Origin of the sequence: Rubricella aquisinus (assembly GCF_014199445.1) — a bacterium.
Classification (GTDB): Bacteria; Pseudomonadota; Alphaproteobacteria; order Rhodobacterales; family Rhodobacteraceae; genus Rubricella; species Rubricella aquisinus.
In genome coordinates this window covers 30,659-45,307 of the sequence record NZ_JACIJS010000001.1, presented here as the reverse complement: position 1 = coordinate 45,307, position 14,649 = coordinate 30,659, and the positions used below count along the sequence as shown (strand labels likewise).

Annotated in this window: 13 protein-coding genes; 11 read left to right on the top strand and 2 right to left on the bottom strand. The window is 64.7% G+C overall.

Annotated features, from left to right (window positions below):
* The first annotated feature begins 11 nt into the window (after positions 1-11).
* The 9 genes from tsaE (at position 12) to FHS89_RS00150 (ending at position 10,574) form a co-directional block, all read left to right on the top strand.
* On the top strand, positions 12-533 hold the full coding sequence (tsaE, locus tag FHS89_RS00190) for a tRNA (adenosine(37)-N6)-threonylcarbamoyltransferase complex ATPase subunit type 1 TsaE (protein ID WP_184007257.1): 522 nt from the start codon (positions 12-14) through the stop codon (positions 531-533).
* Positions 530-1,531 (top strand): aminoglycoside phosphotransferase family protein, encoded by a 1,002-nt coding sequence (locus tag FHS89_RS00185; RefSeq protein ID WP_184007255.1) that lies wholly within the window; start codon positions 530-532, stop codon positions 1,529-1,531. The genes tsaE and FHS89_RS00185 overlap by 4 nt, the downstream gene beginning before the upstream one ends.
* Positions 1,528-2,223, top strand: coding sequence for a nucleotidyltransferase family protein (locus FHS89_RS00180; RefSeq protein ID WP_184007253.1), 696 nt, complete (start codon positions 1,528-1,530; stop codon positions 2,221-2,223). The genes FHS89_RS00185 and FHS89_RS00180 overlap by 4 nt, the downstream gene beginning before the upstream one ends.
* On the top strand, positions 2,216-5,185 hold the full coding sequence (gene addB / locus FHS89_RS00175; protein WP_184007251.1) for a double-strand break repair protein AddB: 2,970 nt from the start codon (positions 2,216-2,218) through the stop codon (positions 5,183-5,185). The genes FHS89_RS00180 and addB overlap by 8 nt, the downstream gene beginning before the upstream one ends.
* On the top strand, positions 5,182-8,529 hold the full coding sequence (gene addA, locus FHS89_RS00170; RefSeq protein ID WP_184007249.1) for a double-strand break repair helicase AddA: 3,348 nt from the start codon (positions 5,182-5,184) through the stop codon (positions 8,527-8,529). The genes addB and addA overlap by 4 nt, the downstream gene beginning before the upstream one ends.
* 62 nt (positions 8,530-8,591) lie before the next feature.
* On the top strand, positions 8,592-8,912 hold the full coding sequence (trxA, locus tag FHS89_RS00165) for a thioredoxin (protein ID WP_184007247.1): 321 nt from the start codon (positions 8,592-8,594) through the stop codon (positions 8,910-8,912).
* A 134-nt stretch (positions 8,913-9,046) separates the two neighbouring features.
* Complete coding sequence (grxC, locus tag FHS89_RS00160) at positions 9,047-9,301, top strand: glutaredoxin 3 (protein ID WP_184007245.1); 255 nt, start codon at positions 9,047-9,049, stop codon at positions 9,299-9,301.
* Positions 9,301-10,131, top strand: coding sequence for a nitrilase-related carbon-nitrogen hydrolase (locus FHS89_RS00155; protein WP_184008397.1), 831 nt, complete (start codon positions 9,301-9,303; stop codon positions 10,129-10,131). The genes grxC and FHS89_RS00155 overlap by 1 nt, the downstream gene beginning before the upstream one ends.
* Complete coding sequence (locus FHS89_RS00150) at positions 10,128-10,574, top strand: MarR family transcriptional regulator (RefSeq protein ID WP_184007243.1); 447 nt, start codon at positions 10,128-10,130, stop codon at positions 10,572-10,574. The genes FHS89_RS00155 and FHS89_RS00150 overlap by 4 nt, the downstream gene beginning before the upstream one ends.
* Here FHS89_RS00150 and FHS89_RS00145 read toward each other — a convergent pair.
* Positions 10,571-11,299, bottom strand: coding sequence for a ComF family protein (locus FHS89_RS00145; protein ID WP_184007241.1), 729 nt, complete (start codon positions 11,297-11,299; stop codon positions 10,571-10,573). The genes FHS89_RS00150 and FHS89_RS00145 overlap by 4 nt on opposite strands.
* A gap of 60 nt (positions 11,300-11,359) precedes the next feature.
* Here FHS89_RS00145 and FHS89_RS00140 point away from each other — a divergent pair, with 60 nt between their 5' ends.
* Both FHS89_RS00140 and hemH read left to right on the top strand, forming a co-directional pair.
* The gene (locus FHS89_RS00140) at positions 11,360-12,217 is read left to right on the top strand and encodes a methyltransferase domain-containing protein (protein ID WP_184007239.1); all 858 of its coding nucleotides are present in this window, start codon (positions 11,360-11,362) and stop codon (positions 12,215-12,217) included.
* A 61-nt stretch (positions 12,218-12,278) separates the two neighbouring features.
* Positions 12,279-13,367, top strand: coding sequence for a ferrochelatase (gene hemH, locus FHS89_RS00135; protein ID WP_425502767.1), 1,089 nt, complete (start codon positions 12,279-12,281; stop codon positions 13,365-13,367).
* Positions 13,368-13,371: 4 nt separating this feature from the next.
* Here the strand turns inward: hemH and FHS89_RS00130 are convergent, their stop codons facing one another.
* On the bottom strand, positions 13,372-14,406 hold the full coding sequence (locus FHS89_RS00130) for a glutathione S-transferase C-terminal domain-containing protein (protein ID WP_184007237.1): 1,035 nt from the start codon (positions 14,404-14,406) through the stop codon (positions 13,372-13,374).
* Positions 14,407-14,649 lie beyond the last annotated feature (243 nt).

Here is a 14,649-nt window from a genome sequence, read left to right as displayed (position 1 = left end):
CTGCCGCCACCATGCAGGACCAAACACCCCTTTCCCCGGATCAGGCCGCGCTGATCACCCTGTCGCTGCCGGATGAGGCCGCGACAACCGCACTTGCCCAAGCCGCGGCGGGGGTCGCATCCACGGGCGATGTGATCCTGCTCGATGGCCCGGTCGGGGCGGGAAAATCCCATTTCGCGCGCGCCTTCATCCGGGCCGTGACCAGCCCGACGGAAGAGGTGCCTTCGCCCACCTTCACGCTCGTCCAAGTCTATGAAAGCACATGCGAAATCTGGCATCTTGACCTCTACCGCGTCGCGGATCTTTCGGAATTGGAAGAGCTGGGCCTGATGGATGCGATGTCAGAGGCGATCTGTCTGATCGAATGGCCCGGGCGGCTCGGGCCCCTTACCCCGTCGCGCGCCATGCATGTGGCCCTCACGCCAGTGCAGGACGCCACGGGCGAAAGCCGCATCGCCCGCATCCACCTGACCGGCGGCGGATGGGAGCGTATGGCGGCCACTCTGACCTCACATGAAAGCCAACCAGAATGACCCGCGACGCCCTCATCACCCGCTTTCTGGATCAGGCTGGTTGGGGCATGGCCGCGCGCCGCCCGCTGGCCGGGGACGCGTCCAACCGCCGGTATGAACGCCTGAGCCGGGAGAGCCAGCGCGCGGTCCTGATGGATGCGCCCTATGACCCGCCGCCGCCGCCCGCGCCGCCCTATATCGCCACCGCACCGGGGCCATTCCTGAAACTCTCCGCAGCCCTTGCGCAAGCGGGCTACGGCGCGCCGAAGGTTCTGGCAGCGGATGAGGCGGCGGGGCTGATCCTGCTCGAAGATTTGGGGGACGCGATCTATGCCCGCGTGTTGGAGGGCGCGCCGGAATTGGAGCATACGCTCTACGCAGCGGCGGTGGACCTGCTCGCTGATCTGCACGCGACGCCTGATCTGGTCGCGGCTCCGCCCTATGACCTAGAGACGATGATGATTGAGCTGCGCCTGCTGCTCGACTGGTATTTGCCGCTTCAGGGAGCCCCGGCGAGCGCTGCCGCCCGCGCGGACTTCGAGGCGCTGTGCGCGGAGCTTTTTGCACCCGTGGACCGGCGCGATGTGCTCGTCTTGCGGGATTTTCACGCGGAAAACCTCCTGTGGTTGCCAGACCGGGAGGGCCATGCCCGCGTTGGCCTGCTGGACTATCAGGATGCGCTGATCGGGCATCGGGCCTATGACCTTGTCTCCCTTCTGGAGGATGCCCGGCGTGACACCACCCCTGCCTTGCAGGAGGACATGCTGGCCCGCTACATCGCTGCGACGGGTCAGGATGACGCGCAGTTCCGCGCCGATTACGCGCGGCTTGGTGCGCAGCGGAATATCAAGATCCTTGGCATTTTCGCGCGCCTGTCAGAGCGGGATGGCAAGCCTCATTACCTCGCCCTTTTGCCGCGCGTCTGGGCGCATGTGCAGCATGATCTGTCCCATCCGGTGCTTGCGCCGTTGAAGGACTGGTTTGGGCGATATGTGCCCGCGCCAAAGGACCGCGCATGAACGCGCCTGCCGCGATGATCTTTGCCGCGGGGTTTGGCACACGGATGGGAGCCTTGACCCGCGCGACGCCGAAACCCTTGCTCAAGGTGCGCGGGCGGACGCTGCTTGATCTGACGCTGGATCGGGCGCGACAGGCCGGGGCCGCGCCGATTGTGGTCAACACCCATTACCATGCGGATCAGATTGCGGAGCATCTGGCCACGGCGCAGGACGTCACGCTGAGCCATGAGCCGGAGATACTGGAGACCGGCGGCGGCCTCAGGGCCGCATTGCCGCTGCTGGGGGTGGGGCCAGTGATGACGCTCAACGCCGATGCGGTGTTTCCAGTACGGGCCGATCCGCTGGCCACGCTCCTCACCACATGGCGCGCGGGCGATATGGGGGCGCTTTTGTTGCTGACACGGCGGGAGGACGCGCGGGGCCATGCCGGGCCGGGGGATTTCTTCATGGACACCGCCGGGCGACTGAGCCGCAGGGGCGACGCGGCAGAGGCACCCTATGTCTATACCGGGTGCCAGATCATGCACACGGACCGCCTGCAAAATATCCCCGAGCGGGCCTTTTCGCTCAATCTGGTGTGGAATGACATGCTGACCGACGGAAACCTGTTCGGGGTGGCGCACGCAGGGCCATGGGTCGATGCGGGCAGTGCCGAAGGGCTGACGCTGGCGGAGGGGATCGTGGATGTTTGAGCCGCAGGACGAACCGCGCGTTTTCTTCATCCCGTTGGGCGCCGATTTCGGAGCGCATTTCGCGGACGGACTGGCCGCACGCCTCATCCATCTGGCCCCAGAGGACCGGGCGCGGGTGTCGGTCATGCTCAACACGGCACGCGCCCTGCGCCGCGTGCAGGATCGGCTGGCGGCGGCGCGCCCGGCGCTGGGCCTCATGCCGCAGATGCGGACCGTGACCGACCTTGACGCGTTTCATCTGCCCCCGGCGGTGGATGGGCTGCGGCGGCGGCTCCATATTGCCCGGCTGGTGGCGGAATTGCAGGCGCGCACGCCGACGCTCGCGCCACGCGCGGCGGTGTTTGATCTTGCGGCCAGCCTTGCCGACCTGCTGGACGAATTGCAGGAAGCCGATATCCCCGCACAGGCCCTGCGTGACATTGACCTTGGTGCCTTTGCGGCGCATTGGGCGGTCGGTGCGCAATTCGTGGAGATTTTGGCGCAGCATTGGCCCGCTGCACTCGCCGCGCTGGAGGACGGCGCGCTTGATCCCGGTGCGCGGCAGCGTCTTTCGGTGGAGGGGCAGGTGGCCGCGTGGCGGGCGGCCCCGCCGCACCATCCGATCATCGCTGCCGGCTCCACCGGGTCGCGCGGGCCGACACGCGCGCTGCTGACAGAAATTGCGACCCTGCCGCAGGGGGCCATCGTGCTGCCTGGTCTGGACCACGACCTGCCCGCCGCGATGTGGGCCGATCTGGCGGAGGATGATTTTGCCGATCACCCGCAGCACGGTCTGGCGAAACTCCTGCGTGGGCTTGGCATGACGCCATCCGATGTCGCGCCTTGGTCTGATCGGGGCGCGGGGCCGGGCGCGCGGGGGCGGCTTCTCTCCCTCGCGCTCCGGCCTGCGCCGGTCACGGATCAATGGCGGCTGGAGGGGCCAGCCCAACGCGCCGAATTGCCAGCGGCGACCGAGGGCGTCACGCTCCTGACCGCCGCCACCCCACGAGAGGAAGCACAGGCCATCGCATTGGCCATGCGCGGCGCGATCGCGGCCGGGCAAACGGTGGCGCTGGTCACACCAGACAGGGATTTGTCTCGCCGCGTGTCAACGGCGCTTGGCCGCTGGGGCGTGTTGCCCGATGACAGCGCGGGCCGCCCGCTCAACCTCACGCCGCCCGGTATCTTCCTGCGTTTGGTGATGGATGCGATGGGGCAAGGGCCAAGCCCGGTCGGGCTGCTCGCCTTGTTGCAGCATCCGCTGGCAGGTGGCGACGGGGAGGCGCGCAAGGCGCATCTCGCGCATCTGGAGGTCGCAGCACGGCGCTATCTGCCGGGTCTCGCCGCACCTGTGGATTGGGAGCGGCTCTGTGCGCTGCCCCTTGCCCGGTTGGAGCCGGATGAGGACAGCCACGCGTGGTTGCGGCAGATCGAGGACACGCTCAGGCCCTTGCGCCTCAACGGGGACGCCCCGCTGGCCGATTACATCGCCGCACATCGCGCGGTGGCGGAGGCCGTGTCGAAAGGGCAGGGAAGCACGCTGCCCCTCTGGGAGAAAGAGGCCGGGGCCGAGGCGCGCAAACTGTTCGACAGGCTGACCGCTGCCGCGGATGCCGCAGCGCCGCTCACGCTGTCAGAATATCGCGCGCTCGTGGCGCAGGAATTGGCTGGCACGCCGGTTCGCGCTGAAGGATATCGCCCCTATCGCGGGGTGAGTATCCTTGGCACCTTGGAGGCGCGTACGCAATCGGCGGATCTGGTGATCCTTGGTGGGTTGAACGATGGCACATGGCCCAGCCTGCCGGGGCCGGACCCGTGGGTGAACCGGGCGATGCGCAAACAGATCGGCCTGACCCCGCCAGAGCGGCGCGTGGGCCTGTCCGCGCATGATTTCCAGAACGCGGCCTCTGCGGGGCAAGTGATCCTGTCGCGCGCGGCCAAGGTCGATGGCACCCCGACGGTGCCAAGCCGCTGGCTCAACCGGCTCACCAACCTTATCAAAGGGCTAGGGCCAGAGGGCACTGCGGCGTTTGACGCGATGGCGGCGCGCGGGGCCATGCTGATCGCGCAGGCCAAGCAGCTTGAAACACCCGATGAGCGCACCCCCCGCGCGCGCCGCCCCGCGCCCCGGCCCCCGGTGGGGGTGCGCCCGCCCACGCTGTCTGTCACGCAGATCGAGACGCTGATCCGCGATCCCTATGCGATTTATGCGCGCCATGTGCTGCGCTTGCGCAAACGCGATCCGGTGGGGGAATTGCCCGACGCGCGGGACCGGGGCATGGCGCTTCATGACATCATGGAGCAGTTCAGCACCCATCTGAAAGCGGGCTGGCCCGAGGACGCAGGAGCGCGATTTGACGCCATCGTGCAGGATGTGCTGACCGCCCGCGCGCCCACCCCGGCGCTGCGCCTCTTGTGGGAAAGCCGCATCGCGGCGGCGCGCGAGGAAATCCTCAAGCAGGAGCAGATATTGATCGAAACCGGCAGGCCGATCGCGCTGGAATGCCGGGGTGAGCGCAGAATGACCACGCCCGCGTTCACCCTCACGGCCAAGGCAGACCGGATCGACCTGATGGAGGACGGCACGCTGCGCATTCTGGATTACAAGGCGAGCGATCCGCCAAGCAAGAAACAGATCGAGGTGTTCAACAAACAACTCCCGCTGGAAGCCGCGATTGCCGCCGGGACCGGTTTCCGGGGGGTGGGGGGCAGCGACGTGCGCGCGCTTCATATCAAGGGGCTGAAATATGATGTGGAGAAGGGTCAGCTTCCCGAGCGCAGTCTGGCGGTGGACCCTGAAACCGTGCAGGCCGTCTGGGCGGGCCTAGCGAAGCTGATCGCCGCTTATGATGGCGATAGCAGCACATGGCCCGCGCGCATCCGACCCCAATTCATCCAGTATGAGAGCGACTATGATCACCTGTCGCGCTTTGGCGAATGGAGCGATGGCGATACCGTGTCTCCGGAGGCTGTTGGCCGATGACCCAGCTGAACGACGCCACACGCACCCAAAACCGCGCCGCTGATCCTGCGGCCTCGACTTGGGTGACGGCCAATGCCGGGTCGGGCAAGACGCGGGTGCTGACTGACCGGGTGGCGCGATTGTTGTTGCGCGGTGTCCGACCAGAACAGATCCTGTGCCTCACCTATACCAAGGCCGCCGCGGCGGAGATGCAGAACCGCCTGTTCGCAGGGCTGGGCGCATGGGCGATGATGGAGGACGCAGCCCTGCGCAAGGCGCTTGCCCAATTGGGCGAAGGCGCCGATCTGCCTACCGAGCAATTAAACGCCGCCCGCCGCCTGTTTGCGGCGGCACTTGAGGCGCCGGGTGGCCTGAAAATCCAGACGATCCACGCGTTTTGCGCCGCGATCCTGCGGCAATTCCCGTTGGAGGCTGGCGTCAGCCCCGGCTTTCGGGAGCTGGATGACCGCCGGTCCACCGAATTGCGGCTGGACCTGTTGAACCAGATGACAGTGGACGCCGCTCAGGTGACCCGCGCCCTTGCCGTGGAAACCGGCGGGTCCGACCCGGAGGATTTGCTCAAGGCGATTGAGGGGATGCGCACAGCCTTGTCCGCGCCGTTTGATGAGACACGGTTGCGGGCGCATTTGGGCCTTGGCTCGAACGAAACGCTGGAGGGTGTGTTGAACACGACCATCCTGCCCGACGATATGGAGATGCTGACCGGGCTGATCCCCGTGCTGGAGGCCAGCACCAAGAAAACCGACTGGGCCACGGCGGAGACGTTCGCGCATATCGCCGGTCTTGAGGACCGGCAAACACAGATTGCCGCGCTTGAAAAATTGCTCCTGACAGGGGCGACGGCCGCATCGCCCTATAGTGCGAAAATTCGGGCACTGCCCACAAAGGCGATTTGGGAGGCACACGACCCCGCCGTCATGGACCATCTCGAAAAACTGATGCTGCGGGTCGAGGCGGCGCGGCCGAAACGGCTGGCCCTTGCCACGGTGGAGCGGGCGCGCATCCTGCATGATTTCGCGTCCCGGTTCCTAGCTGCATTCGAGGCCCGAAAATCTGCCGAAGGGGTGCTCGATTTCACTGATCTGATCGAGAAAACCCGCACGTTGATGGCTGATCCTGCGGTCGCGCAATGGGTGCTTTACCGGCTTGATGGGCGCATCCGGCATATCCTTGTCGATGAGGCGCAGGACACCGCCCCGCCGCAATGGGACGTGATCCGCGCGATTGCGGATGCGTTCTTTGATGGCACCCATATGCAGGACAGCCCGCGCACCCTGTTCGTTGTTGGCGATGAGAAACAGTCGATCTATTCGTTTCAGGGGGCTGCCCCCCAGGCGTTCAACGATATGCGGGATCATTTCGATACGGCGCTGGATCAAGCGGGCTCCGCGCTCAATCGGGTTGGGCTGGCCTATTCGTTCCGCTCCGCAGCACCGATCCTGCGTGTCGTTGATGAAATGCTCGGGGCAGCACCGGGCCGCGCGGGACTGGATCCGGCCCGCAGCGAGGATTGGCGGCACCGCGCGTTTCACGAAACTCTGCCCGGGCGGGTGGAGCTGTGGCCCTATGTGACCAAACCGGAAAAGCCCGAGCAGCCGAAATGGTATGAGCCGGTTGATGCGGACTCGCCCGAAGATCCGAACCTCATCATCGCGCAGCAGACCGCCGCACAGATCAAGGAGTTGATCGGCACACCGCTTGTGACGACCGAGGGCACCCGCCCCGTCACCCCCGGCGATATCCTGATCCTCGTGCGCAAACGAACCAAGCTGTTTCATCCCCTGTTGCGCAACCTCAAGGCGCTGGACCTGCCTGTTGCGGGTGCGGATGTGCTGATGCTGACCGATGAGTTGGCGGTGAAGGACATCCTGTCGCTAATGCGGTTCGCGGTGACGGAGCAGGATGACCTGTCGCTGGCGGAGGCGCTGCGCTCTCCGCTCTTTGGGTTGAGCGAGGATGATCTGTTTCGTCTGGCCTATCCCCGGGGCGACCGGCTTTTATGGGCGCAGTTGCGGGATCATTCGCAGCATCACGAAGTGATTGCGGCCCTCCACCGCGTGCGCGCCGCCGCGTTTGACCGCCCCTATGAGATGATCGACCTCATTCTGACCGGGCTGGAGGGGCGCAAGAAGCTGATCGCCCGTCTGGGGCCAGAAGCAGAGGACGCGATTGACGAATTGACCGCGCAGGCCATCGCCTACGAACGGAGCGAAGCGCCCACCATCACCGGTTTTCTGCATTGGCTTACCGCTGGTGAGATCAGCGTGAAACGCGAACAGGATCGTGCGCGGGACGAAATTCGCGTGATGACGGTGCATGGGGCCAAGGGGCTGGAGGCACCGATCGTGATCCTGCCAGAATGCGGAAAGAACAGCCGCGATGGCGAGGACAAGCGCAAAATCCTGTTGCTCGACAAGGATATCCCGATCTGGACCCCACGGGCCTCCGACAGCCCGGAGGCCGTGTTGGCCGACAAGTCCGCGCAGAAACAACGCAATATCGAGGAAAGCGAGCGGCTTTTATATGTCGCCATGACGCGCGCGGAAAACTGGCTGATCGTGCGCGGTGGCGGGGAGGAAGAAAAACCACCCCAATCGCCGGAGGACGTCGCGAAAACCTCATGGCACAGCAAAATCGCGCAGGCGATGCGCGCGGCGGGCGCTGTGGAGGAGGGCGGCCGCCTTGTCCTGCAATCGCCCGATTGGGGCGTCGCGACCCTGCCGGAGCCTGCGGTGGAGGACAGGACAGAGGCGGCGGTCACCCTCCCCGACTGGGCGCATGACCCCGCCCCACCTAGCCCGGCTGCCGCCGCCACGGTCACCCCGACGGAGCTAAGCGAGGGCCTATCTCACGCCCTGCCGGGAGAGCCGGACCAGGACGCATTGGCGCGCGGCACCGCGATTCACCGGCTTCTGGAGGTATTGCCGGGGCTGCCCGACCGGGCGCAAGCCGCCAGATCGCTGGGATTGACCGAGTATCTTGAGGAAGTCGCGCGCGTTCTGGATGCGCCCGCGCTGGGCTGGGTCTGGGGGGAGGCGCTGACCGAATTGCCCTTCGTGCTGCCCCTTGAAGGGCGGGATGTGGTGGGGATGATGGACCGCGTGCTGATCGCGCCCGACAGCATCCATATCGTTGATTTCAAATCCAATCGTGTCGTTCCGCGCCAGCCCGAAGAGGTGCCGGATGGGCTGATCCTGCAACTGGCGCTCTATCATCTGGCCGCACAGCGTATCTGGCCGGACCGGGCCTGCCGCGCGACGCTGCTTTGGACCCATGATGCCAGTGCGACGGAGATACCTCACAGTATCTTGTGCGCGGCCCTTAGCCGGGCCGGTATATCTTGACGCGCCCCGGTGCCGTTCCTAGTTTCCATGACAACCGACCAATCCCAATGAGGAGAGCCATCATGGCCACCGTAAAAGTATCCGATTCGACCTTTGAGGCCGATGTGCTGCAATCCGACCTTCCTGTCGTCGTCGATTTCTGGGCAGAATGGTGCGGCCCGTGCAAACAGATCGGCCCGGCGTTGGAAGAATTGTCCGAAGCCTATGACGGCAAGGTCAAGATCGTGAAAATCAACGTGGACGAAAACCCCAACACCCCGTCCCAGATGGGCGTGCGCGGCATCCCTGCGCTGTTCATGTTCAAGGGTGGTGAGGTTGTGTCCAGCAAGGTAGGTGCAGCCCCCAAGGCAGCGCTTCAGGGCTGGATCGAAGAAAGCATCTGATCCTCGTGATCCACCGCCACCACGCAGCCCCGCGCCCCGGATCGGCGCGGGGTTTTGCTTTGTCCCGCCCCGTGATTGCGTGGGGGCGCAGAGCGGCTATAAACTGACCTTATTGCGCCTGAGAGGAGCATGATATGAAGCCTGTCGAACTTTATACCTCGCCGCTATGCGGCTATTGCCACGCGGCCAAGAAACTGCTGTCGCAGAAGGGCGTTTCCTTTTCCGAAGTGGATGTGCTGGCCAATCCCGCCCGCAAGCAGGAAATGATCCAGCGCGCCAATGGCGGGCGGACCGTGCCGCAGATTTTCATCGGGGACACCCATGTCGGCGGGTGCGATGACCTCTATGCGCTGGAGCGGGCGGGTAAGCTCGACGCGCTGCTGGCGTGATCCGCGCCGCCCTCATACAGCTTTGCGCCTCGGATGATCCGGTGGCCAACCTTGCGGTGACCGAAGGCTATGTTCGGGAGGCCGCCGCGGAAGGGGCAACGCTGATCGCGACGCCGGAGGTCACGAATTGCGTGTCCTCCTCCCGCGCCCATCAGGAGGCGGTGTTCCACCATGAGGAGGACGATCCCACGCTGGCGCGCCTGCGCGATGTGGCGGCGGAATTGGGCGTGACGCTGCTGATCGGCTCGCTGGGGCTGCGCACGCGGGACGCCGATGGCCGCTTTGCCAACCGGTCTTTCCTGATCGCGCCCGATGGCAGCATCACCGCGCGTTATGACAAGCTGCATATGTTCGACGTGGATGTGGACGGCGATAACGTGTTTCGCGAAAGTGCCGGCTATCGCCCGGGGGATCGCGCGGTGATGGCCAAAGGAGCCGGGGCACAGATCGGAATGACGATCTGCTATGACCTGCGTTTTCCCACGCTCCATGCGCAACTCGCGCGCGCCGGGGCAGAGATCATCACTGTCCCCGCTGCGTTCACAGTGCCCACAGGCCGCGCCCATTGGGAGGTGCTGCTGCGCGCCCGCGCGATTGAAACGGGATGTTTTGTGCTCGCCCCCGCGCAATGCGGCACCCATCACACGACGCGCGGTGCCGCGCGGGCCAGTTGGGGGCATTCGCTGGCGATTTCGCCATGGGGCGAGGTGCTCGCCGATGGGGGGGAGGCACCGGGCGTGACCCACGCGATACTCGATCTGGAACAAGTCGCCGCCGCCCGCGCGCGCATTCCCAACTTGCAAAACGGACGCGAGGTGCCCGGCCCGTGACGGAGAAGCAGACAGACCCGCTCGCCGTGGCCCTGCTCAGCGAGGTGCACGCGCTCGACACCATCGCCAAAGCGCGGCTGCAAAAGGCGCTGCCCAAGGGGATGGACCTGTCGCATTTCATGGTGATGAACCATTTTGCCCGGCTTGGTGGGGAGCGGACGCCCGCGCAACTCGCCCGGATTTTCCACGTCACACGCGGCACGATGACCAACACGCTCAACCGGCTTGAGACAGCAGGATATGTCCATATCCGGCCCGATTGGGACGATGCGCGGCGCAAATGGGTGGCGCTCAGCCCGGCGGGCCGGTCGGCGCGGGATTATGCGCTGGCCGCGATTGCGCCAGTGTTTGCGGATGTGATGGAAACCGTGGGCCGGGACGAAATCAAAGCGGCCCTGCCGATCCTGCGCGCATTGCGCGAATATCTGGCGGAGGAGGGTTAAACCTCCCGCTCTGGCACCCGGTCCTGCAACACACGGGTCACGGTCAGCACATCGACACGCGCTGCCCCTGCAGCCCGGAGCGCGTCCGAACAGGCGCCAAGCGTGGCCCCCGTGGTCAGCACGTCATCGACGATCAGAATGGCCTGTCCCGACACCTCTTCGGTCGTCGCGATGCTGCCCTGCACGTGCTGGCGGCGGATGTCGCGCGTCATCCCCTTCAGCGGCGGTGTGCGGCGGGTGCGGCGCAGCAGATTTGGCGCGACCTCCCGCCCGGAAACAGCGCCAAGCGCGCGGGCAAGCTCCGCCGATTGGTTATAGCCGCGCTTGATCGTGCGGCTCCAATGTGCAGGGACGGGCGCAATCACATCCGCCTCATCCACCATCGCCCCGCCCGCGCGATACATCCAGCGCGCCAGCGCCTTGCCCATGTCGAGCCTATCGCCATGTTTGAACGACAGCACCACCCGCCGCCCGATCCCGTCATAGATCATCGCCGCCGCCCCCCGATCCCAGCCGGGCGGATAGCGGGTGCAATGCTCGCATTGCAGGCCATCGTCAAACACCGGGGTGCCGCAGGTCGGGCAGGTCGCGCCCGAAATAAACTCCGCCTGTGACCAGCACGCGGGGCATAAGCCATCAGGCTGATCCGTCTCTGCGGGACAAGCGATGCAGCGCGGCGGGTAAAGCGCCTCGATCATACGGTCATAGGCCCTTTGGATCAGCATTGCCCTTTCCCTTCGGCGTTCAGGCCCATACATCCTCCCCACGCAGGACAGGAGGGCGATATGCAGCGACCGGACCTTTTCGACACTGACGCGATCACGCGCGCCCGATTGCGCGCGGACCGCACCGGCTTTGCCAGCTTTTTGCAGGACGAGGCGATCGCGGAGGTTCAGGAGAGACTGAAAGAGGTTAACAGAACCTTTACATCCCCCGCGATTGTTGGCCCGCGTGCGGCTGATTGGGCAAAGGCGCTGGGCCTGCCCGATGCCAAATGCGTGGCAGATGAGGAGGTCTTGGCGCTGAATGAGGCGTCCCATGACCTCGTTATCTCCGCCCTTTGCCTGCATGTCGCGAATGACCCGGTGGGGCAGTTGGTGCAAATGCGCCGCGCGCTTAAGCCTGATGGGCTGCTCCTTGCCCCCCTGTTCGGGGGGGAGACGCTGGCGGAACTGCGCGATTGTCTGAGCGCGGCTGAGGTCGAAGTGACCGGCGGCCTTGCCCCCCGGATGGTCCCGATGGGGGAGATCCGCGACCTTGGCGCACTGTTGCAACGCGCGGGGCTCGCGCTGCCTGTGGCAGATTCGACGCCGCTGACAGTGACCTATGAAACGGCCCTCCATCTGATGCGCGATCTGCGCGCGATGGGGGAGGTGAATGTGCTTGCCGCGCGCCACCGGGGCGGATTGCGCCGGGATGTGCTGATGCGCACGCTGGCCCTTTATGCCGAAAGATACGGGCAGGAGGGGCGCATCCGGGCGACCTTTGACATTGTGATGCTCACCGGCTGGGCCCCTGCCGAAAACCAGCAAAAACCGCTCCGCCCCGGCTCTGCCGCGATGCGGTTGGCGGATGCGTTGGGGACAGATGAACACCCCGCCGGGGATGCTGCGACACCGCGCCTCCCCCCGCAAAAGGATTGACCCCGCCGCTCAAAGGGTTACTTCGCTCCTCAACCCCGGCTAGACTGAAGTGATGACCGATATGCGTGACATGACGATGACTGACAGCGACACCAAGCACGATGCGCCCGGTGAGGGGCGTCTGGCCCATGCGCAGCCGGATCATCCGAAGATCCCGCGTGCAAAGGTCGGGATCGTTCTGTCGAACCTTGGGACGCCGGACGCCACGGATTATTGGTCCATGCGCCGCTACCTCAACGAATTCCTGTCAGATCGCCGGGTGATTGATTACAGCCCGTGGCTCTGGCAGCCGCTGTTGCAGCTTATCATCCTGACGAAACGCCCGTTCAGCTCGGGTGAGGCGTATCGCGGGATCTGGAACAACGAGCTCAACGAAAGCCCGCTTTTGACCACCACCCGCGCGCAGGCCGAAAAGGTCGCCGCCGCAATGGAAGCCACCTATGGCGACAAGGTGATCGTCGATTTCGCGATGCGCTATGGCAACCCGTCCACGGAAAGCGTCATTCGCCGGTTGAAGGAGCAGGGCGCGGAAAAGATCGTGTTTTTCCCGCTCTACCCGCAATATTCTGCTCCGACGACGGCCACCGCGAATGATCAAGCGTTCCGCGCGCTGATGAAGATGAATTGGCAGCCGTCCATCCGCACCGTGCCCGCCTACTACGACGATCCGCTCTATATTGATGCGCTGGCCCTGTCGGTAGAGGAAACCTATGCCAAGATGGAAACGCCGCCGGATATTCTGGTCTGCTCCTATCACGGCGTGCCGGAGCGGTATCTGAAAGAGGGCGATCCCTATCACTGCCAATGCGTGAAAACCACGCGCCTGCTGAAAGAGCGGCTGGGCTGGGATGACAGTCAGATCATCACCACCTTCCAGTCGAAATTCGGCCCCGAGGAATGGCTGAAACCCTACACCGTGGAGCATGTCGCGAAGCTGGCCGAGGACGGCAAAAAGCGCATTGCGATCATGGCACCTGCGTTCAGTTCCGATTGCGTGGAAACGCTGGAGGAAATCAACGAAGAGATTTTCGAGAGCTTCGAGCACGCGGGCGGTGAGGAATTCACCTATATCGACTGCCTCAACGACAGCGACGCGCATATCAAGATGATGGTATCGGTGCTGGAGCGCGAAATGGCGGGCTGGGTCTGACGGGTCAGGCGCGATCCGCCAGATCAGGGTGCAGATACGCCTCCGGGTAGGACATCGGGCGCATTGGGCCTTGCGGCACGACGCCATTCCACGAGCGGCCAAAATAGCCCTGTTTGCAATGGACCAATGAATTGCTCATAGCCACGCCGGGCAGGGCATAAACGCGGCAGAGCCAGCGCCAGAGATGGGGATAATCCAGTATCCGCGCGCCATTCAGCTTCATCCGAACATAATAGACCGGGTCATGGCGATAGAGCGTCGGGAACAGGCGCAGGTCAGCCTCAGTAAAGCTGGAGCCTGTGAGATACGGCCGCCCGTCGCGGGCCAATAGCTGCTCCAACCCGTCCAGCGCGTCGAAATACGCTGTGAAGGCCGCGTTATAGACCGCCTGATCTGCCGAAAACCCAGCCTTGTAAGCGCCGTTGTTGATGGCGGTGTAGATGCGGGTGTTGAGCGCATCAATCTCTGCCTGCAGGTCCGCATTCTCAGAACCACCGGGATAAAGCACGGGGCGGTCACCCTCCGCCATGTCGCTGCCAAGTGCGGCTGCATGGGCGTCCAACATCCGGATGATCTCCGCACTTTCGTTCGACACGATCCGGCCTGCCACCTTGTCATAGAGGATGGGCAGGGATTTCTCATCTGAGCCTTCGGCGCGGTAAATCTCCACGGCGAGGCGATGGCCCTGTCCGGTGCCGGTTTCCGTGGTGCATTCGGGCAAAGCTGCGCCGGTCAGGCGCGCGATGCGGTCGGGGGCGAATTCCCACAGGTTCGGCCCCGCCGGATCGTCCTCTCCGGTGCGGTTGGGAAACGCCACGTCCATTGTGATGCTGCTCTCCAGCCCCAGCACGGAGCGGGCCAGCGTCACGCGATGACACCACGGGCAGTTGAACGCGACAAAAAGGTGATAGCGCCCCGGTTCTGGCGGAAAGGCGTCCTCCCCGATGGCATGACGGTGGGCGCTGACACCGCGCACAAACTCGCCCTTGGCCCGGCGGGTGGCCGCGTCTTTCTGGTCCTCTTCGACGGCGGTGTTCATGTGGCGATCCTTCCTCCGGTGTTGCGCAAAGGATGCGTCCTGCGCAGAGATTGCGCCACCCCGCTTGATCGAAACAGTTTGGGCGGGTTAAGTGGCCAAACGGTTCGCAGGACACCGAGGCGTCGCTGCCCCAGATGGGGTGCTAAACCTGCCAGACATACCGACCGGATCTGACCTTTTGCGCAAGCCCGCGTCGTCAAGCCAGCGACCAACGACCAAACCGGGCGCGTTGAAAGGACATAT